Source organism: Stenotrophomonas sp. 05L414_2, from assembly GCF_056397905.1.
In genome coordinates, this window is the sequence record NZ_JBFTOJ010000001.1 from 1 (window position 1) to 20,280 (window position 20,280).

The 20,280-nt window shown below is 68.0% G+C and carries 17 protein-coding genes; 11 read left to right on the top strand and 6 right to left on the bottom strand.

The window, feature by feature from the left end:
• The first annotated feature begins 170 nt into the window (after positions 1 to 170).
• Together AC1DJN_RS00005 and AC1DJN_RS00010 are read left to right on the top strand one after the other, a co-directional pair.
• Positions 171 to 1,640, top strand: a complete 1,470-nt coding sequence (locus tag AC1DJN_RS00005) for a M23 family metallopeptidase (RefSeq protein ID WP_025879426.1) — start codon at positions 171 to 173, stop codon at positions 1,638 to 1,640.
• Positions 1,641 to 1,704: 64 nt separating this feature from the next.
• A complete protein-coding gene (locus tag AC1DJN_RS00010; protein WP_080277682.1) occupies positions 1,705 to 2,832 on the top strand; it encodes an anhydro-N-acetylmuramic acid kinase in 1,128 nt (375 codons plus the stop codon).
• Between the two features lie 54 nt (positions 2,833 to 2,886).
• On the opposite strand, the gene AC1DJN_RS00015 is transcribed toward AC1DJN_RS00010, so the two are convergent.
• The 3 genes from AC1DJN_RS00015 to AC1DJN_RS00025 all read right to left on the bottom strand — a co-directional run bounded on the left by AC1DJN_RS00015 (position 2,887) and on the right by AC1DJN_RS00025 (position 5,296).
• Entirely contained in the window at positions 2,887 to 3,117 is a 231-nt protein-coding gene (locus tag AC1DJN_RS00015) for a hypothetical protein (RefSeq protein WP_025879428.1), read from the bottom strand.
• A gap of 77 nt (positions 3,118 to 3,194) precedes the next feature.
• On the bottom strand, positions 3,195 to 4,499 hold the full coding sequence (locus AC1DJN_RS00020) for an AmpG family muropeptide MFS transporter (protein ID WP_478038516.1): 1,305 nt from the start codon (positions 4,497 to 4,499) through the stop codon (positions 3,195 to 3,197).
• Complete coding sequence (locus AC1DJN_RS00025; RefSeq protein ID WP_478038518.1) at positions 4,496 to 5,296, bottom strand: exodeoxyribonuclease III; 801 nt, start codon at positions 5,294 to 5,296, stop codon at positions 4,496 to 4,498. The genes AC1DJN_RS00020 and AC1DJN_RS00025 overlap by 4 nt, the downstream gene beginning before the upstream one ends.
• 163 nt (positions 5,297 to 5,459) lie before the next feature.
• On the opposite strand from AC1DJN_RS00025, the gene pyrE reads away from it, so the two are divergent.
• The 8 genes from pyrE to AC1DJN_RS00065 all read left to right on the top strand — a co-directional run bounded on the left by pyrE (position 5,460) and on the right by AC1DJN_RS00065 (position 14,920).
• Positions 5,460 to 6,119: an orotate phosphoribosyltransferase gene (pyrE, locus tag AC1DJN_RS00030; protein WP_025879424.1), complete on the top strand. Its 660-nt coding sequence runs from the start codon at positions 5,460 to 5,462 to the stop codon at positions 6,117 to 6,119.
• Between the two features lie 19 nt (positions 6,120 to 6,138).
• Positions 6,139 to 6,813, top strand: a complete 675-nt coding sequence (locus AC1DJN_RS00035) for a hypothetical protein (RefSeq protein ID WP_025879423.1) — start codon at positions 6,139 to 6,141, stop codon at positions 6,811 to 6,813.
• Positions 6,814 to 6,988: 175 nt separating this feature from the next.
• Complete coding sequence (locus tag AC1DJN_RS00040; RefSeq protein WP_313444161.1) at positions 6,989 to 7,081, top strand: potassium-transporting ATPase subunit F; 93 nt, start codon at positions 6,989 to 6,991, stop codon at positions 7,079 to 7,081.
• Positions 7,082 to 7,093: 12 nt separating this feature from the next.
• Positions 7,094 to 8,803, top strand: a complete 1,710-nt coding sequence (kdpA, locus tag AC1DJN_RS00045; protein ID WP_478038521.1) for a potassium-transporting ATPase subunit KdpA — start codon at positions 7,094 to 7,096, stop codon at positions 8,801 to 8,803.
• A 9-nt stretch (positions 8,804 to 8,812) separates the two neighbouring features.
• Positions 8,813 to 10,873, top strand: a complete 2,061-nt coding sequence (kdpB, locus tag AC1DJN_RS00050; RefSeq protein WP_478038523.1) for a potassium-transporting ATPase subunit KdpB — start codon at positions 8,813 to 8,815, stop codon at positions 10,871 to 10,873.
• A complete protein-coding gene (gene kdpC / locus AC1DJN_RS00055) occupies positions 10,870 to 11,514 on the top strand; it encodes a potassium-transporting ATPase subunit KdpC (protein ID WP_442251797.1) in 645 nt (214 codons plus the stop codon). Before kdpB ends, kdpC begins: the two co-directional genes overlap by 4 nt.
• A gap of 51 nt (positions 11,515 to 11,565) precedes the next feature.
• Positions 11,566 to 14,226 carry a sensor histidine kinase gene (locus tag AC1DJN_RS00060; RefSeq protein WP_025879419.1) on the top strand — a complete coding sequence of 887 codons (2,661 nt, stop codon included), beginning with the start codon at positions 11,566 to 11,568 and terminating at the stop codon, positions 14,224 to 14,226.
• The gene (locus AC1DJN_RS00065; protein ID WP_025879418.1) at positions 14,207 to 14,920 is read left to right on the top strand and encodes a response regulator transcription factor; all 714 of its coding nucleotides are present in this window, start codon (positions 14,207 to 14,209) and stop codon (positions 14,918 to 14,920) included. The genes AC1DJN_RS00060 and AC1DJN_RS00065 overlap by 20 nt, the downstream gene beginning before the upstream one ends.
• A 335-nt stretch (positions 14,921 to 15,255) precedes the next feature.
• Here the strand turns inward: AC1DJN_RS00065 and AC1DJN_RS00070 are convergent, their stop codons facing one another.
• Genes AC1DJN_RS00070 through coaBC form a run of 3 tightly spaced genes read right to left on the bottom strand, consistent with a single transcriptional unit; the run spans position 15,256 to position 19,358 of the window.
• Entirely contained in the window at positions 15,256 to 17,604 is a 2,349-nt protein-coding gene (locus AC1DJN_RS00070; protein ID WP_282280743.1) for a phosphomannomutase/phosphoglucomutase, read from the bottom strand.
• Positions 17,605 to 17,616: 12 nt separating this feature from the next.
• Complete coding sequence (gene dut, locus AC1DJN_RS00075; protein ID WP_025878378.1) at positions 17,617 to 18,105, bottom strand: dUTP diphosphatase; 489 nt, start codon at positions 18,103 to 18,105, stop codon at positions 17,617 to 17,619.
• Positions 18,102 to 19,358 (bottom strand): bifunctional phosphopantothenoylcysteine decarboxylase/phosphopantothenate--cysteine ligase CoaBC, encoded by a 1,257-nt coding sequence (coaBC, locus tag AC1DJN_RS00080; protein ID WP_059064131.1) that lies wholly within the window; start codon positions 19,356 to 19,358, stop codon positions 18,102 to 18,104. Before coaBC ends, dut begins: the two co-directional genes overlap by 4 nt.
• Positions 19,359 to 19,583: 225 nt before the next feature.
• Between coaBC and AC1DJN_RS00085 the strand changes: the two genes are divergently transcribed.
• Positions 19,584 to 20,210: a response regulator gene (locus tag AC1DJN_RS00085; protein ID WP_025878376.1), complete on the top strand. Its 627-nt coding sequence runs from the start codon at positions 19,584 to 19,586 to the stop codon at positions 20,208 to 20,210.
• The last annotated feature ends 70 nt before the right edge of the window (positions 20,211 to 20,280 follow it).

Consider the following 20,280-nt stretch of genomic DNA (forward strand, 5'->3'; position numbering starts at 1 on the left):
CACGTGACTACTCCCGGCAACGCCGTTTCTTATGTGGGGTGTTAAAGCGAAGTTAACCCGATCGGCTTCACAAAAGCCAATAGGCACAAGGGTTTGACGCGAATTTGTTAGGTGTCTATGTTACCGGCGTTTGGGCCCGCGTTCCCGGGTCAGCCAGAGACCGACATCTGATGCTCAATTCCGATCAAGGCCGCGCTCGCAAGCAGCGCTTCCAGGAACGACTCCACGTCCTGCACGACAACGCCCTGCACCGGAAGCTGAGGCAACACCTTCCCGCTGCGTTCAATGAGCGCTGGACGCGGCGTCATTGGATGCACGCCAGCCTGTTTGTGACCATTGGCGCGCTGGTGGCCACGATCGTGCCGGGCTTCTCGCACACCATCGATGCGCCCTACGCCGACAGCCACACCAGCCTGGCACTGCCGTTGCCGCCGTTGGCAATGGCCCGCCAGCAGCAGATCCCCGGCGACAGCTGGCAGGTGCTGCGGGTGCAGCGCGGGCAGACCCTGAGCGACCTGTTCGACAAGGCCGGCATCTCCGCCACGACCCTGCACCGGGTGCTGGACCATCCGGGTGCGCGCGAATCGCTGACCAAGCTGCGCCCGGGTGCCGAGATCGCCTTCGACATGCCGCTGTCCGGTGACCTGCGCAGCATCCGCTTCGACCGCGATGCCGACAACCGGGTCGAACTGAGCCTGAGCGGCGATGACATCAAGGAAACGGTGACCAAGCGCGAGACATCCACGCGCACGGTGGTCACCAGCGGCGAGATCACCAGTTCGCTGTATGCGGCCGCGCGCCGCGCCGGACTGTCACCRTCGGCGATCGCGACGATGACCGACGACATCTTCAAGTACGACATCGACTTCTCCAAGGACCTGCAGCCGGGCGACCGCTTCAGCGTGGTGATGGATGAGACCTGGCGCGAGGGCGAGAAGGTCGATACCAGCAAGATCCTGGCGGCGACCTTCACCACCGGCGGCAAGACCTATTCCGGCTTCCGCTTCGACCGCAACGGCAAGTCCGAGTACTACGACATCAGCGGCCGTTCGCTGAAGAAGAGCTTCATCCGCATGCCGATCCCGTTCGCACGGCTGAGTTCGACCTTCGGCGCGCGCAAACACCCGGTGCTGGGCAAGATGCGCATGCACAAGGGCGTGGACTACGCCGCGCGCACCGGTACCCCGATCATGGCCGCCGGCGATGCGCGGGTGCAGTTCGTCGGCGTGCAGCGCGGTTATGGCAACGTGGTGATCCTCGACCACGGCCGTGGCCACACCACCCTGTACGGCCATATGTCGCGCTTTGCCGGGATCAAGAATGGCCAGCGCGTGGCCCAGGGCACGGTGATCGGCTACGTCGGCTCGACCGGCCTGGCGACCGGCCCGCACCTGCACTACGAATTCCGCGTCAATGGCGAGCACCGCAACCCGCTGACGGTGACCATGCCGCCGCCGGAGCCGCTGAAGGGCGCCGAGCTGGTGGCCTTCCGGGCGCAGACCGCGCCGGCGATGGCCCGCATCCAGGGCATGGAGAAGCTGATCTACGCCGACGCCAGCCCCGCGCCGGCCGCCGAAAGCGCGAGCACCGAGGTGGCCAGCGCCAAGGACAAGGCGCCGGCAGGCCGCAAGCGCGGCTGAGCCCTGCGTTGACGAAGGAGGACACGGCAGCACAAGCTTGCCGTGTCCTTTTTTTATGCCCGCCATGAACACCACTGCCGATCCGTCCCTTCCCCTCTACCTGGGCCTGATGTCGGGCACCAGCGCTGACGGCATCGATGCCGCGCTGGTGCAGTTCCCGGCCGATGGGGGGTGCCGCTTCGTGCACGGGCTGACCGCCCGCTGGGAGCCGGTGCTGCGGGCGCGGCTGGTGGCCCTCGGCGAAGGCGGCCCGCTGCAGTCGCTGGAGGAGCTGGGCGAACTGGACGCGCGGATTGCGATCAGCTTCGCCGCCGCCGCCAACCAGCTGCTGGAAGAAGCCGGTGTCGACCGTTCGCAGGTACGAGCCATCGGCTCGCACGGGCAGACGGTGCGCCATCGACCGTTGGCCGACCCGGCCTTCACCGTGCAGCTGGGTGACGGCAACCGCATCGCCGAGCTGACCGGCATCACCACCGTGTGCGATTTCCGCCGCCGTGACGTTGCCGCCGGTGGCCATGGAGCGCCGCTGATGCCGGCTTTCCACCTGGACATGCTGGGTGCGGCCGATGAGGACCGTGCGGTGCTGAACCTGGGCGGGATCGCCAACCTGACCCTGATTCCCCGCGAGGGCGTCGTGCGTGGCTTCGATACCGGCCCGGCCAACGCGCTGATGGATGCCTGGTGCCAACGCCATACCGGGCGCAGCTTCGATGCTGACGGCGCCTACGCAGCCAGCGGTGCGGTGGATGACAGCCTGCTGGCCGGCTGGCGCGCGGATCCGTGGTTCGCGCTGCCGCCGCCCAAGAGCACCGGGCGCGAGCAGTTCCACCTGCCGTGGGCCGAAGCACACATGGAGGAAGGCCAGTTCGCCGCAGCAGATGTGCAGGCGACACTGCTGGAGCTGACCGCGGCGACGGTGGTTGATGCGCTGCTGGCCCAGCAGCCGCACACCCGGCGGGTGCTGGTGTGCGGCGGTGGCGTGCGCAATACGCAGTTGATGCGGCGGCTGGCGGCGCGGTTGCCGGGCGTGGTGGTGGAGTCCACGGCGCTGCACGGGCTGGACCCGGAGTATGTGGAGGCGATGGGGTTTGCCTGGCTGGCGCAGCGGACGATGGACGGGCTGCCGGGCAACCTGCCGAGCGTGACCGGGGCGACGGGGCCGCGGATTCTCGGGGCGATCCATCCGGCGTGAGGTGACGCCATCCGCCGGGCTCCGCCGGGCCATGCCCGGCGACCCGACATCAGATCAATCGAAGCCCTGGCCGGCCGGCAGCGCCTGCAGTGCGGCGATCGCGTCGGAAAGCGCGTCGACTTCGGGATCGCCGAAGCCGGAGCGGACCTCCAGTTCACTGCTGAACAGGCCCTGCTCCAGCAGGACCGCGCAGGTCTGTTCGTGGGTCCAGCCACGGGCCACCGAGACCCGTTTGATGCGTTCCAGCAGCAGCGGGTCCAGGTCCCGCAGCACTACGTCGGCCATGCTCACTTCCCCGTTCGCAAGGCACCGCCCCCTCGGCGCGTCGGGGCGATCATCCCGCAGTAAGCGCACACAGGCAATCAGGCGGCGGGAGACGGCCCACGATCAACGATGCGTGGCCACAGCCAGGCCAGCAGCAGCATGGTGGGCACCACCGTGACGGCGCTGAGCATGAAGAAGGTGCTGTACGAGGTGGCCTCCACGATGTAACCGGAAACGCCGCCGACGAACTTGCCCGGCAGGTTGGCCAGCGATACCAGCAGGGCATACTGGGTTGCGGTGAAGTTGCGATCGGTCAGCGAAGACATGAAAGCCACCAGCACCGTGCCGGCAAAGCCCTGGAACAGGTTGTCGGCGCTGAGCGCGGCGTAGAACGCCCACAACTGCCCGGGATTGTGCGCCATCAGCAGGAAGGCCAGATTCGACAGGGCCACGCCCAGCGCCGCGACAAGCAGCATCCGGCGGAAACCGAAGGCGGCGACGGCGATACCGCCAAGGAACGCCCCACCAATACCCATCCACACGCCGAACAGCTTGGAGACCGTAGCGATGTCGGCCTTGTCGAAGCCCGAATCGAGATAGAAGGGTCCGGCCATCACGCCGATGACCTGGTCGGGAAACTTGAAGAACCCGACGAACGCCAGCAGCGCCAGCGCCAGTGCCATGCCGTTGCGGGTGAAGAAGCTGGTGATCGGCTGTACGAACGCTTCGGCAATGTCGATGCGGCGCTGCACGGCGTTGGCCGGGCGCTCCGGTTCGCGGCAGAACAGCGTGGTGATGATCGGCAGGATCATCAGTGCGGCCATGGCCAGATAGGCAATGATCCAGCCTTCGAACTGTGCCAGGTACAAGGCGCCGGCACCGGCCAGGATCAGGCCGATGCGATAGCCCAGCGTGTACGTGGCGGCCAACGCGGCCTGCGCGGTCTGCGGCGCGATCTCGATGCGGTAGGCGTCGACCACTGAATCCTGGGTGGCACCTGCAAACGATGCCACCAGTACCCAGGCCACCAGCGGCCACACGCCCTGCTCTGGCCGCACGAACGCCAGTGCCACCAGGCCCACCAGCACCAGGATCTGCGAGACCAGCAGCCACGAGCGGCGGCGACCGAGGAACCCCAGCAACGGAAACGCGTAGCGATCCAGCAGGGGTGCCCAGACGAACTTGAGCAGGTAGAAGAAGCTGGCCAGGCTGATCAGGCCGATGCTGCCCAGATCGAGGCCGACATCGCGCAGACGGGTGGACAGGGTCTGCGAGGCGATCAGCAGGAACGRCAGGCCACTACCGAAGCCCAGCAGGGCCATGGTCAGCGCCGAGGGCGTACCGAACGCACGCTTGATGCCGGCCCAGCCCTTGTAACCGGCAGGCTTGGCAGCCTCGGTCACAGGTCGTAGTCCACGATGAACGGCGCGTGGTCGGAGAAGCGCTGGTCGCGGTAGATCGAGCAGCTGCGCAGGCGRTCRCRCAGGCCSGGGSTGAYGAACTGGTAGTCGATGCGCCARCCAACGTTGTTGGCGCGGGCGGCGCCACGGTTGCTCCACCAGGTGTAGTCCTCGCCGGTCGGGTTGAGCAGGCGGTAGGCATCGGCCCAGCCGCGACCTGCGCCCACATCGGTGGCCTGGCCATGGTCGGCACACAGGGCATTGAGCCAGTCGCGTTCCTCGGGCAGGCAGCCGGAGTTCTTCTGGTTGGACTTCCAGTTCTTGATGTCCAGCGCCGAGCGAACGATGTTCCAGTCGCCGCACAGCACGTAGTCGCGGCCACTGCGCGCCCATTCCTCGAGGATCGGCCGCAGCCACTCCATCACTTCAAACTTGAAGCCCTGGCGCAGGTCGCCCGAACTGCCGGACGGGATATAGAAGGAGACCACGCTGAGGTTGCCGAAGCGGGCCTCGATGTAGCGGCCTTCGTCGTCGAACGGGGCCCAGCCCAGCGAGGTGATGACCTGGTCCGGTTCGCGCTTGCTGTAGATCGCCACGCCGCTGTAGCCCTTCTTGGTGATGGCATCGCGGTAGAAGCAATGGTGGCCGTCCGGGCGGAACATCGGGTCGGTCAGCTGGTCTTCCTGGGCCTTGGTCTCCTGGATGCAGAGGACGTCGGCGTCCTGGCCACGGAACCAGTCGAGGAAGCCCTTGGTGGCGGCCGAGCGGATGCCATTGGCGTTGAAGCTGATGATGCGCATGCGGAAGAACCTACGGCGGGAAACCGGGCAAGCATACCGGTTGCCTGCCGGGCTGAGCAGCCCGCGGGGGCAGCTGCGGATACCTGCGTGAAGGGGCCGGACGAGCGCAGAAAGCCCAGCTGGATTAGGATTTGCGCTCCAAATGAAGATGAATCGAGTTTTGATGAGCGACCACCGTCACCGTTTCCTGCAGCTGGCCCTGACCGCCGACGCCCTGCGCTTCGGCCAGTTCACCCTCAAGTCCGGCCGGCTGAGCCCCTATTTCTTCAACGCCGGCCGTTTCGACTCCGGTTCCCTGCTGTCGCAGCTGGGGGCGTGCTATTCCGACGCCATCGACGCCACCGGGATCAAGTACGACGTGGTGTTCGGCCCGGCCTACAAGGGCATTCCGCTGGCCACCGCAATGGCCTGCGAGCTGGCCCAGCGTGGCCGCGATCTGCCGCTGTCGTTCAACCGCAAGGAAGTGAAGGACCATGGTGAAGGCGGCCAGTTGATCGGCGCCGACATGACCGGCAAGCGCGTGCTGATCGTCGACGACGTGATCACCGCCGGCACCGCCATCCGCGAGGCGCTGGCGATCATCCGCGCTGCGGGCGGTATTCCGGCCGGCATCGTGGTGGCCCTGGACCGCCAGGAGATCGCCTCGGACAGCGACCATCGCTCCGCCGCACAGGCCGTGGCCGAAGAGGCCGGCATCCCGGTGATCGCCGTGGCGACGCTGGCCGACCTGCTTGATTTCGCGTCCGGAAATCCGGAACTTGTAGGCTACCGGCAGCCGCTGGAGGCCTATCGCGCCCAGTACGGCGTCCGTTCCACGCGCTGACCATCAGGGGGAAGGTCGCATGTTCCGAGTTCCTGCCATCGTTGCTGCCAGCCTGCTGCTGGTGATGCCGCAGACGCTGCTGGCACAGTCCAGCGGCAAGGCCGCAGACAAGAAGCTGTACTGCTGGAACGAGGGCAAGGAGCGGATCTGCAGCGACGCGCTGCCGGCCGATGCGGTCAACCACGCCCGTGATGAGTTCAGCGCCAACAGCGGCCTGCGCAACGCGCAGGTGCAGCGCGCGTTGAGCGATGAGGAACGCGCTGCCGCCAGCACGGCGGCGGCGCAGGTCCAGCTGGATCAGATGGCCGAGCAGACCCGGCAGCGTACCGAACAGGCGATGCTGACCACCTACGGTGATGAGAATGCGCTGCGGCGCGTGTTCGCCGAGCGCCAGGAGGTGCTCGACAACAACCTCAAGACCGCCCAGTACAACGTGGCCAGCCTGCGCGAATCGCTGGTGGCCCTGCTTGCTGCCGCCGGCGACCGCGAACTGGCCGGCGGCAAGGTGGCCGACAAGCAGGCCCAGGCGATCGGCCAGCGCCATGCGCAGCTGCAGTCGCAGCAACGGCTGCTGGCCAGTTTCGAACAGCAGCAGCAGGCATTGAAGGTCGAAATCGAAAGCAGCCTGCAGCGCTATCGGCAGCTGAAGGGATTGGCGCCGGTGGACGTGCCGGCACAGACCCCGGCGGGTTGAGCGGCGCGCTGTTCGCCCGGCATGGCCCGGCGCTGCCGCTTGCCGGGTTACGGCCTGGACCCTGGAATTTATGCACTCTTTACGCGTYGGCCCTGTCCGGCGCGTAGTGCGTTTATGGGGGCGGGGACGACGATGACGGCCTGAGGTGGAGGGGTTCCACCAGGTCTCAAATTCCATGTCCCCCTGGCTGTCGTTGCTGTGTGGCGTGCTGGTGCTGGTTGCCGCCGCCTATCTTGTTTATGTCGTGCTGCGGCCCGAGTCGTTCTGAGCGGAGCCTGCCATGACTGAAATTCTTGCCATTCTTGCCGCCAGCCTGCTGCTGGCCTGGCCCCTGGGCCTGTACCTCGCCCGGGTGATGCGCGGCACGCCGATGAAGGTCGACGTGCTGTTCCACTGGATCGAAAAGCCGCTGTACAAGGTGCTCGGCGTTGATCCTTCACGTTCGATGTCCTGGCGTGGCTACGTGCTGGCATTCGTGCTCAGCAACGTGGTGATCGCGGTGCTGACCCAGGCCGTGTTCATGACCCAGGCGTGGTTGCCGTTGAATCCGGACCAGATCCCGAACATGYGCTGGGACACGGCGCTGCACACGATGATCTCGTTCCTGACCAACACCAACCAGCAGCACTATTCCGGCCAGGCCCAGCTGTCCTACTTCTCGCAGATGACCGGCATCACCGGCCTGCAGGTGGTGACGCCGATGATGGGCCTGGCGCTGGCCGTGGCCACGTTGCGTGCATTGTTCTCGCGCGCGCCGAAATCGGTTACTGCGCCCGCCGCGGGCGATGACCGCCAGGTGGCGGTGGGCAATTACTACGCCGACGTCGTGCGCCTGTGCGTGCGCTTCCTGCTGCCGCTGTGCCTGGTATGGACGCTGCTGCTGACCAGCCAGGGCGTGCCCTCCACGATGGCCGGTGGCCCCCAGGCCACGCCGATCGATGCCAGTGCCGGCATGGCGCAGCAGAAGCTGCCGCTGGGCCCGGTTGCGGCGATGGTCGCGGCCAAACAGCTGGGCGCCAACGGCGGCGGCTGGTATGGCCCGAACAGCAGCTTCCCGCTGGAGAACCCGACCCCGGTGTCGAACATGCTGGAGGTGATCGGCATCCTGCTGGTGCCGATGGCGGTGATCTTCATGATCGGCGCGTTCACCGGGCGCCGTCGTTTCGGCGCGCTGGTGTTCAGCTGCATGCTCGGCATGTCGCTGCTGTCCACCGGTGCGATGGTATGGAGCGAGGGCCATAGCGCCAGCGCGGCCACGCCGCTGCTGATGGAAGGCAAGGAAGTACGCTTCGGCGCCGATGGCACCGCGCTGTGGGCGGCGGTGACCACCCAGGTCTCCAACGGTTCGGTCAACGGCATGCATGATTCGCTGAGCCCGCTGTCCGGCGGCCTGGCGATGGTCAACATGCTGGTCAGCGCGATCTGGGGCGGCATCGGCTGCGGCCTGCAGCAGTTCATCGTGTACCTGCTGCTGGGTGTGTTCCTGGCCGGGCTGATGACCGGCCGTACACCGGAACTGTTCGGCCGCAAGCTGGAAACGCCGCAGGTGCGCCTGCTGGCACTGCTGGTGCTGCTGCAGCCGATCACCCTGCTGCTGTTCACCGCGATCACGCTGGCCGTGCCGGGTCTGGCGGGCACCTCCAATCCCGGCTTCCATGGCATCAGCCAGGTGTTCTACGAGTACGTCTCGGCCTACGCCAACAACGGCTCGGGCTTCGAGGGACTGGGTGACGCCACGCCCTGGTGGAACCTGAGCTGCTCGCTGGTGCTGCTGCTGGGCCGCTTCCCGCTGCTGATCATCCCGCTGGTGGTGGCCGCACAGCTGGCCGCCAAGCGGCAGGCCCCTGAATCGGCCGGCAGCCTGCAGATCGAAACCCCGACGTTCGCCCTGACCCTGGTCTCGGTGATCGTCATCCTGACCGTGCTGCAGTTCATGCCGGCGCTGGTACTCGGCCCGATCGCCGACCACCTGAGCCTGGGACTGCACTGAGGACACCCCATGAGTAGTCACGCAACCGCAAACCGTTCCTCTTCCGTGGCTTCCCGCCCGGCCCTGCTCGATGCCGCCGGCCTGCGCCGCGCGCTCATCGAGGCCGTACGCAAGCTGTCGCCGATGCATCTGGTGCGCAGCCCGGTGATGGCGGTGGTGATGGCCGGCACGATCGTCGCCGCGATCATCACCCTGACCGGCAATGCACCACTGGGCTTCGGCCTGGCGGTGACCGCGATCCTGCTGGTCACCGTGCTGTTCGGCAATTTCGCCGAGGCCGTGGCCGAAGCACGTGGCCGTGGCCAGGCCGCCTCGCTGCGCCGCGCCCGCCAGGACCTGGTGGCGCGTCGCCTGGCGTCGGCGCAGGCCGGTGCCAGCGAGACCCAGGTGCCCGCCGCGGAACTGCGCCCCGGTGATCATGTGATCGTCAGTGCCGGCGAGCTGGTGCCGGCCGACGGCGAGATCGTGCAGGGCCTGGCCACCATCAACGAAGCGGCGGTGACCGGCGAGTCGGCACCGGTGCTGCGCGAGGCGGGTACTGATCGCTCCGGCGTGATCGGCGGCACCAAGGTGCTGTCCGACCAGATCGTCGTGCGCATCACTGCCGAGCCGGGACACAGCTTCCTGGACCGCATGATCGCGCTGGTGGAAGGCGCCAACCGTCAGAAGACCCCGAATGAAATCGCGCTGACCCTGCTGCTGGCGGCGATGACGCTGACCTTCCTGGTGGTGGTGGCGACGCTGCCGGCGATCGGTGCGTCGGTGGGCGTCAAGGTGGATCCGCTGCTGCTGATCGCGCTGCTGGTGTGCCTGATCCCGACCACCATCGGTGGCCTGCTGCCGGCCATCGGCATCGCCGGCATGAACCGCGCGCTGGCGGCCAACGTGCTGGCCAAGTCGGGCAAGGCGGTGGAAGTGGCCGGTGACGTCGACGTGCTGCTGCTCGACAAGACCGGCACCATCACCTACGGCGACCGCCAGGCCAGCCACTTCCACGCACTGGCCGGAATCGACGCCGACCAGCTGCGTGAGGCGGCGCTGCTGTCATCGCTGGCCGACCCGACCCCGGAAGGCAAGTCGATCGTGCGCCTGGCCCGCGAACAGGGCTGCACCACCGCCGAGCCGGACCAGGCCGACTACCTGGCCTTCAGTGCGCAGACCCGCATGTCCGGTGTCGACCTGATGCACGGCCGGCAGATCCGCAAGGGCRCTGCCGATGCGATCCGCGCCCATGTGCAGGCGCTCGGCGGCACCGTACCGGCCGAACTGGCCGGGCGCGTGGACCAGGTCGCGCGCAACGGTGCCACGCCGCTGGTAGTGGCCGAGGGTCGCCATGTGCTGGGCGTGATCGAGCTGTCGGACGTGGTCAAGCACGGCATGCGCGAGAAGTTCGCACAGCTGCGGGCGATGGGCATCCGCACGGTGATGATCACCGGTGACAACCCGCTGACGGCTGCTGCGATCGCCGCCGAAGCCGGCGTGGATGACTACATCGCCGAGGCACGGCCCGAGGACAAGCTGGCCCGCATCCGTGCCGAGCAGGCCGGTGGCCGCCTGGTGGCGATGGTCGGCGACGGTACCAACGATGCGCCGGCGCTGGCCCAGGCCGACATCGGCCTGGCGATGAATTCGGGCACGCAGGCGGCCAAGGAAGCCGGCAACATGGTCGATCTGGATTCGGATCCGGCCAAGCTGCTGGCGGTGGTGGAGGTGGGCAAGCAGCAGCTGATCACCCGCGGCGCGCTGACCACGTTCTCGCTGGCCAACGATGTGTCCAAGTACTTCGCGATCCTGCCGGCGTTGTTTGCCGCCACCGTGCCTGCGATGGCCGCGCTGAACGTGATGCAGCTGTCGAGCCCGCGCAACGCGGTGCTTGCGGCGCTGATCTTCAATGCCCTGGTGATTCCCGCCCTGATCCCGCTGGCGTTGCGCGGTGTGCGCTTCCGCCCGGCCACCGCAACGGCGCTGCTGCGCCGGAACATGCTGGTGTACGGCCTGGGTGGCGTGCTGCTGCCGTTCGCGGCGATCAAGTTGATCGACCTCCTTCTTGTCCTGGTATTCGGCGCATGAACCGTTCTGACTCCCCTTCCCTTTCCCGCGAGCTGAAGCGCGAGGCGCGCGTGGCCACGCTGCAGGATGGCGCCAGCTGGCGCCCGGCCATCGGCCTGGGCGTGGCCACCCTGCTGCTGGCCGGTGCGGTCTACGCCGGCATCGCCACCGGTTTTGCCGGCCTGTCCTTCCCGGCGCAGGCCGAAGGCAGCCTGCTGCGCGATGGCCGCGGCCAGGTGCGTGCGTCGGCATGGCTGTCGCAGCCGTTCACCGGCGATGGCTACTTCCAGGCGCGACCGTCGGCCGCCAACTACGACCCGATGGCGGCGGCCGGCTCCAACCTGGCCCGCAGCAACCCGGCGCTGGCCGAGCGTGTGGCGGCGAGCACCGCAGCAGTGGCCGCGCGCGAAGGCGTCACGCCCGCGCAGGTGCCTGCCGATCTGGTCACCCAGTCCGGCGGCGGGCTGGATCCGCAGTTGTCGCCGGCGGCAGCGCAGCTGCAGGTGGCCCGGGTGGCGCGTGCGCGTGGCCTGCCCGTCGAGCAGGTGCAGGCACTGGTGAAGGCCAACACGCAGGGCCGGCAATGGGGCGTATTCGGCCAGCCACGGGTGAACGTGGTGACGCTGAACTTCGCACTGGACCACGCGGCACGCGCGCCGTGATGCAGGGCTGCACCCGCTGCGCGCACAATGGCGGCCATGACAGCGGCTCCCATGACTGATCTGCGGACCCGCCAGGCCAACGCCCTGGTGGAAGGACTGCAACGCGAAGCCGGTGGCAAGCTCACCGTGTTCCTGGGCGCTGCGCCCGGCGTCGGCAAGACCTACGCCATGCTGACCCGCGCGCAGGAACAGCTGCGCCGTGGCGTGGACCTGGTGGTCGGGCTGGTGGAGACCCACGGCCGTGCCGATACCCAGGCCCTGCTGGAAGGCCTGCCACGGCTGCCGCTGAAGGACGTGGCCTACCATGGCCACGACCTGCAGGAGATGGACCTGGACGCCGTGCTGGCGAGAAAACCAGCGCTGGTGCTGGTGGACGAGCTGGCCCATCGCAATGCGCCGGGCAGCCGCCACGAACGGCGCTGGCAGGACGTGATGGAACTGCTGGACGCCGGCATCGACGTCTGGACCACGGTCAACATCCAGCATCTGGAAAGCCTCAACGATGTGGTGATGCGCATCACCGGCGTGCGTGTCAGCGAGACCGTGCCCGATGGCGTGCTCGACCGCCTGCATGACATCGTGCTGGTCGACCTGCCGCCGCGCGAACTGATCGCGCGCCTGCAGCAGGGCAAGGTGTACGTGCCCGAGCAGGCCGCGCAGGCCCTGCAGGCGTTCTTCTCGCCGGCCAACCTGACCGCATTGCGCGAGCTGGCGATGCAGGAGGCCGCCGACCGTGTCGACAGCAGCCTGCGCGAAGCCCGCGCCGCGCGCGGCGAGAGCAATCTGCCGTTGCGGCGTGGCGTGCTGGTGGCGATCGACGGCGGTGGCCAGAGCGAATACCTGGTGCGGGTGGCACGGCGCATCGCCGAACGCCGCGATGCACCGTGGACGGTGGTGACGGTGCAGGGGCGCCGCCAGGACGAAGCGACCCGGCGCGAGATCGATGCTGCGTTCGCGCTGGCCCGCCGCCTCGGCGGCGAAGCCGAGCTGCTGCATGGTTCAAGCATCGCCGATGCATTGCTCGACCACGCCGCGCACAACGGCGTATCGACGCTGGTGCTGGGGCGTACCCGCGAACGGCCGCTGGCGCGGATGTTCAACCGCACCCTGACCCAGCAGCTGATCCAGCGCGGCGCGCACTACGAGATCACCATCATCAGCACGCCGCAGGCGCGTGCGCGTTCCCGTCGAGAGGGGCTGCTGCCACCGATGCGCGGGGTCAGCCACGAGCCGTTGCAGGCCCTGATCGCCACCGCCCTTGCCTGCGCGGTGGCGTGGCTGGTCGAACGCTGGGTGGGCATGGCCGATCTGTCGATGGTGTTCATCGTGGCGGTGGTGCTGGTGGCTGCACGTACCCGCGCCAGCGTCGCGGTGATGGCGGCGATCCTGTGTTTTCTCGCTTACAACTTCCTGTTCATCGCGCCGCGCTTCACCTTCGCCATCGGCGCGCGGCAGGGCGTGATCACCGTGTTCCTGTTCCTGGCGGCGGCGCTGGTGGCCGGACGCCTGGCGTCGCGCCTGCGCATGCAGGTGATCGCACTGCGCGCGGCCAACCGCCATGCACGCGCACGCCAGCAGCTGGGCCGGCAGCTGGCCAGCGCGGCCGGCAATGGTGAAGTGGCACAGGCCGGCCGGCATGCGCTGGAACAGGCCATGGACGTACCGGCCTGGCTGCGGATCGGCGCCGATACCGCCGCCGGTGGCCGCAGCCTGCCCGGTGATACCGATCTGGCGGCGGCCGACTGGGCCCTGCGCCATGGCCAGCCCAGTGGCCGCTTCACCGATACCCTGGCCGGCGCGCAATGGTGGTTCCTGCCGCTGCTGGACGGCGAAGACCGCGCGATCGGCGTGGCCGGCCTGTACCTGCCGGGTGCGCAGGCGCGGCTGCTGCCCGAACAGCGCCAGCTGGCCGAAGCGATGGTCGACGACATCGCCCAGGCCGCGTTGCGCACGCGCCTGGTGGCCGAGCTGGAACAGGCGCATGTGAGCAACGAGACCGAGCGGCTGCGCTCTGCCCTGCTTTCCTCGGTGTCGCACGACCTGCGTTCGCCGCTGGCAGCGATGATCGGCTCGGCCGACAGCCTGGCCAGCTACGGTACGGCGATGGATCTGGCCGACCGCCGCGCGTTGCTGGACACCATCCTGGTCGAAGGCGAGCGCCTGGACCGCTACATCCAGAACCTGCTGGACATGACCCGGTTGGGCCACGAGGGCCTGAAGATCAACCGCGACTGGATAGGCGTGGACGAGCTGATCGGTTCGGCCGCCCGACGCCTGCAGCGCTACCAGCCGAAGGTGCGGCTGGAGCTGGATATTCCGGCAACGCTGGCACCGATATGGGTGCATCCGGCACTGGTGGAACAGGCGGTGTTCAACGTGATGGAGAACGCTGCCAAGTTCTCGCCAGCCGATGCCGCCGTGCAGGTGCTGGCGCGCGAACTGGACGGTCAGCTGCGCATCGACGTGATCGATGCCGGCCCCGGCATTCCCGACGACGAGCGCGCGCGCATCTTCGACATGTTCTACAGCGTCGAACGCGGCGACCGCGGCCGCCACGGCACCGGCCTGGGCCTGACCATCTGCCAGGGCATGATCGGCGCACACGGCGGCAGCGTGCAGGCGCTGCCCGGGCGCGACGGTCGCGGTACCCTGATCCGCATTACCCTGCCCCTGCTCAAGCCAGCCTCCCACGATGAGTCCGACCCCGACTGATGCCAGCGCGCCGGCCCCGCGCGTGCTGGTGATCGACGATGAAACACAGATCCGCCGGTTCCTGGACATCAGCCTGCGCGCGCAGGGCTACCAGGTGCGCCAGGCCGCGACCGGCCAGGAAGGCCTGCAGATGGCTGCCAGCGAGGACATGGACCTGGTGATCCTGGACATCGGCCTGCCGGACATGGAAGGCCACGAGGTACTGGAGCAGCTGCGGCAGTGGAGCCAGGTGCCGGTGATCATGCTGACCGTGCGTGCCGGCGAAACCGAGAAAGTGCGTGCACTGGACAACGGCGCCAACGACTATGTGACCAAGCCCTTCGGCACCCAGGAACTGATGGCGCGGGTGCGGGCGCTGCTGCGCACACGCAGCGTGCCGACCGATGGCACGCCGCCGGTGTTCGACGATGGCCACCTGCACGTGGACCTGGTGCGCCGTGAAGTGGCGATCGATGGCGAGCTGGTGGCATTGACCCGCAAGGAGTACGCATTGCTGTCGCTGCTGCTGCGCAATGCCGGGCGGGTGGTCACCCAGCCACAGATCCTGCAGGAAATCTGGGGGCCCACCCACCAGCACGACACCCACTACCTGCGCATCCTGGTCGGCAAGCTGCGGCACAAGCTGGGCGACTCGGCGCTGGATTCGCGCTACCTGTTCACCGAACCGGGCGTGGGGCTGCGGTTCAAGGGGTGAGGCGTGCCGACCCTCGGTCRGCACCCACCAGACAAGTAGATCCACGCCATGCGTGGATGGACATCATCGAAGAGCATCCACGCTTGGCGTGGATCTACTGTGTCGACCAAGGTCGACACCCACCAACAGCACCGGGAAATTGTCAGAGGTGGGGCGGTGTCGGAGTGCGGGGTGTCAGCCGCATGGATGCGGCTGCCAAGCCTACAAGGACGTACTTGCGGCGTCCCCGCACTCCGACACCGCTCCACCAACCCACGGAGTGCCCGCTGTTGCTGTTGAGGTTGCCGGCCAGCGGCCGGCACTACCGCGGGTGCCGGGCGCAGCCCGGCCTCACCTCAGAACCCCAGCGGGGTGTCGCCCAGCACCGGCTGCAGCTGGCTGCGGAACAGCGCCTGGATACGCTCCAGTGCTGCTTCGTCGTTGCCTTCGAAACGTAGCACCAGCACCGGCGTGGTGTTGGAGGCGCGAACCAGGCCCCAGCCGTCGGCGAAGTCCACCCGCAGGCCGTCGATGGTCGACAGGCGGCCGCCGACATACGGGTTGTCCGGCGACTGCGCAGCGGCCACCAGCATCGCCACCAACGCATGCGGGGTGCCCTCGGCCACCGGCACCTTCAGCTCCGGCGTCGCCACCATTTCCGGCAGTTCGGCCAGCACTTCGTCCGGCGTTTCCTCGCGCTGGGCCAGGATCTCCAGCAGGCGTGCAGCGGCATACAGGCCATCGTCAAAGCCGAACCAGCGTTCCTTGAAGAAGAAGTGGCCGCTCATCTCGCCCGCCAGTTCGGCGTCGGTCTCGCGCATCTTCGCCTTCATCAGCGAGTGCCCGGTCTTCCACATCAACGGGCTGCCGCCGTTGCGCAGCACGTGATCGGACAACCTGCCGGTGCACTTCACGTCGTAGATCACCATCGCGCCCGGGTTGCGCATCAGCACGTCGGCGGCGAACAGCATCAGCAGACGGTCGGCGTAGATGATCTTGCCTTCACTGGTGACCACGCCAAGGCGATCGCCATCACCATCGAACGCCACGCCGAGGTCGGCGCCAAAGCGCTTGACCGTCTGCACCAGGTCTTCCAGGTTGGCCGGCTCGCTGGGATCGGGGTGGTGGTTGGGGAAGGTGCCGTCGACATCGCAGTACAACGGGATGACTTCTGCGCCGATCGCTTCCAGCAGCTGCGGGGCGAAGGCACCGGCCACGCCGTTGCCCGCGTCGGCCACCACTTTCAGTGGTCGGTCCAGCTGCACGTCATCGGCAATACGCTGGATGTAATCGGCGGCGACCTCGCGCTGCTGGTAATCACCCGGCTCCGCAGCCTGCACCAGACGGCCTTCGACAATGCGCTGGTAAAGGTCGGTGATCGCATCGCCGGACAGGGTCTCACCACCGATGACGATCTTGAAACCGTTGTAGTCCGGCGGATTGTGGCTGCCGGTGACCGCTACACAGGTACCGGTGCGCAGATGGAAGGCGGCGAAATACACCACCGGGGTCGGCGCCAGGCCGATATCGATGACCGCACAGCCGGCACGCCGCAGGCCTTCGGCAAGACCGGCCGACAGTTCGGGACCGGACAAGCGCCCATCGCGACCGATCACCACCTCGCGCAGGCCCTGCTCAAGGGCGACGGTGCCGATGGCCTGGCCGATCAGCGCGGCGGTGCGCGCCGTCAGCTGGCTGCCCACGACGCCGCGGATGTCGTAGGCGCGGAAGATGCCTGCAGCCAGCTCGTCGGCCGGAACCGGTGGCGGTGGAGGTGGCGCAGCCTCGGCCACCGTCTCGCCGGGCACAGTTGGCGGGACCATCTGCAGGCTTTCGCGCAGGGTCGGGCCGTGATCGGCGTCGGCCACCGCGCTGCGCCGGCTGGGCAGCGGCAGTGATTTCGGCAGCCGGCCACGACCTACCACCAGCAGTACCGCGATGAAGCCCAGCAGCAGGGCGACAATCGCGCTGGCGAGGGCTCCCAGCCCCAGCGGGCCGGGTTCCACATTGGGCACCCCGGCGGCCAGCCGCAACGGCGTTCCCGCCACCGGGCGCGCCATTGCTTCGGCGCTCTCGGACAGGCCGGTATCGCCCTGCACCACGATGTTGTGTGCTCCCTGGCGCAGCGCCAGGAAGCCATTGCCGGGGGCGCTCACCTGATCCAGCGGCGCGGTCAACCGCAGCAGCGGCTGGCGGACATACACCACCGCCGGCCCGACACCGGCCAGTTGCACCGGCGCGGCCAGACCCAGGCGGTTGCCGCCGCCATCGTGGACCACGCGCAGGGTTGCCTTGCCTTCGGCCAGCGCAGATTCCAGCAGGGCCAGGCGTGCGAATCCAAAAGTGGCCGCATCGGCATAGCCTGCGGCCAGGTCAGCGCCCAGCACCTCCACCTGCTCGACGCCGGTCCAGCTTTCCCGCAGCGCCAGCGCGGCGCCGGCGGCATCACCGGCCTGCAGCGCCTGCTGCACGCGGTCGCCCTTCAACTGCTGCTGCAGCTGCTGCAACTGGCCGGAGGCAGCCTGCTGCAGCCCTTGCACGGCCTGGTCGCGCGCCTGTTCCAGCGCGTCCCCGCTGGCGGCCTGCCGCCACTGCTGCACCGCGCTCCAGCCGAACCAGGCGGCCAGCAGTACCAGCAGCACGCCCAGCAATGGCGCGCTGCGTCCCAACGTCGTTCCCCGCTGTGCTTCCCCGATGCCGCTCATCGATGTCCCCTGTCAACGCACCCCGGTATGGCCGAATCCACCCGTTCCCCGCACGCTGTCGGTGAAAGTATCCACCACCTGCAGGCTGACGCGGGCAATCGGCACGATCACCAACTGGGCGATGCGATCGCCCGGCTCGATGGTGAAGGCCTCGCGGCCACGGTTCCAGACACTGATCAGCAGCGGCCCCTGGTAGTCGGCGTCGATCAGGCCGGTGCCGTTGCCGAGCACGATGCCATGGCGATGGCCCAGGCCCGAACGCGGCAGGATCACTGCGCACAGATGAGGATCGGCGATATGGATGGCCAGGCCGCTGGGAACCAGTGCGGTATCGCCCGGCTGGAGGGTCAGCGCGGTTTCCAGCGCCGCGCGCAGATCCATGCCGGCGCTGGCTTCGGTGGCATAGGCCGGCAGCGGCCAGCTGTCGCCGAAGCGGGGGTCGAGCAGCTTTACCTGCAACGGTTGCGGGGAGAGTCCGTGGGTGTTGCTTGCCTGGGTCATGCCTGAAGCCTCCGCGCGATCAGCGCCAGCAGTTGTTCGGCCAGCTCACGCTTGGAAGTAGCCGGGAATACCTGTTCGCCATCCTGCCAGAAGGCCGTGGCGGCATTGTTGTCGCTTTCGAAACCACCGCCGCTGATGCCCACCTGGTTGGCGATCACCAGGTCCAGGCGCTTGTCGACCAGCTTGCCGCGCGCATATTTCTCCACATCGTGGGTCTCGGCGGCAAAGCCGACCACCAGCTTCAACGACTGCGTCTGCGCGGCAACCTCGGCCAGGATGTCCGGGGTGCGCACCAACTCGATCACCAGCGACTGGCTGTCGGCGGTCTTCTTCAGCTTCTGCGCGGCCACCTGGCGCGGGGTGTAGTCGGAAACGGCGGCAGCACCGATGTAGATGTCGGCCGGCAGCGCATCCAGCACCGCTTCGCGCATCTGCGCGGCAGAGCGCACATCGATGCGCTGCACGCCGGGCGGCGTCGGCAGCTGCACCGGGCCGCTGACCAGCACCACCTGGGCACCGAGCCCGGCGGCAGCGGCGGCCAGCGCGTAGCCCATCTTGCCGCTGCTGCGGTTGCCCACGTAACGCACCGGATCGATGTCTTCATAGGTCGGGCCAGCGCTGATCAGCAGTCGCAGGCCCTGCAGGGCGCGCGTTTCCGGCGCTGCGGCAGCGGCAGCGCCGTTGGCGGCCAGGGCGGCGACGATGTCGGCCGGCTCGGCCAAACGACCGGGGCCGGATTCGCCTTCGGCCAGCGGCCCATCGACCGGACCGATCACCTGCGCGCCGCGCTGGCGCAGCAGGGCGATATTGGCCTGGGTGGCCGGATGCAGCCACATCCGATGGTTCATCGCCGGGCACACGGTCAGCGGTGCGGTGCTGGCCAGGCACAAGGTGCTGACCAGGTCGTCGGCGTGGCCCTGGGCCAGGCGGGCCAGCAGGTCGGCGGTGCCTGGCGCGATCACGATGCGATCGGCCCAGCGTGCCAGTTCAATGTGGCCCATGGCCTGTTCGGCGGCGCTGTCCCACAAGGTAGTGCGGGTCGGCTGGCCGGAAAGGGCCTGGAAGCTGAGTGGGGTGACGAACTGCTGGGCGCCGGCCGTCATCGCCACCTGCACCAGCGCACCGGCATCACGCAGGCGTCGAACCAGTTCCAGGGCCTTGTAGGCCGCGATCCCGCCACCGACACACAAGAGCAGTTTCTGGCCTTCCAGCGCGCGGGTCCGCGTCGGGGAAGCGTTGGGAGAATCAGCCACCTGGAATTCCTGTGCAAACGAGGGCGTTAGCTTACCCGAAGGCCAGCAACCTCCCGGTGCACGCGGCACATAGCGGGCGGCTATCAGCACATGGGCGGGGGCCGATGGAGTTTTCCGGGTTTGCTGCGCGCCGATTCGGAACTTTCCTATACCTCTTCGCGTCCCCGCTTTGCAGAATCATTGCTGGCCACCGAGGTGTGCCGTTCGATTTCCCAGGAGTTCCCCGTGCAACCGCGCATCATCATTGCCGACGACCATCCGGTCGTCCTGCACGGCATCCGAATCGTGCTTGAGCGTCACCAGATGGACGTGGCCGGTGCCGCTGCCGACGGTGCCGGACTGCTGCAGCTGCTGGTCCAGCAGCCCTGCCACGCCGTACTCACCGACCTGTCCATGCCCGGCCCCGGCCCGGACGGCCCTGAACTGCTGGCCGAGCTGCGCCAACGCCATCCCGACCTTCCCGTGGTAGTGCTGACCGGGGCCAGGCACCCGGGCTTGCTCGATGGCCTGCTGCGCGATGGCGTACACGGCCTTGTCGACAAGAGCGCCGACTTCGCCGAACTACCGCAGGCCCTGCATGCCGCCATGGCCGGGCAGGTGTTCGTTTCCGACCAGCTGCGGCGCCACCTGCAGGCCCGCGATCTGCTGTTCCCCCATCCACCGGCTGCGTTGTCGACACGCGAACTGGAAGTGCTGCAACTGCTGACCGATGGCCTGAACATCAATGCCATCGCCGACCGCAGCGGGCGCAGCCCGAAGACGATCAGCCGGCAGAAGGCCGAAGCCATGCGCAAGCTGGGCCTGCAGACCAACCAGGAACTCTACGACTACCTGCAGACCCGGCGCGACTGAGGGCTTGGCCGACCCGCAGGTGCGGCAAGGGCTTATGGGAGCGGTCGGCGATGATCGCCATGATGGGTGC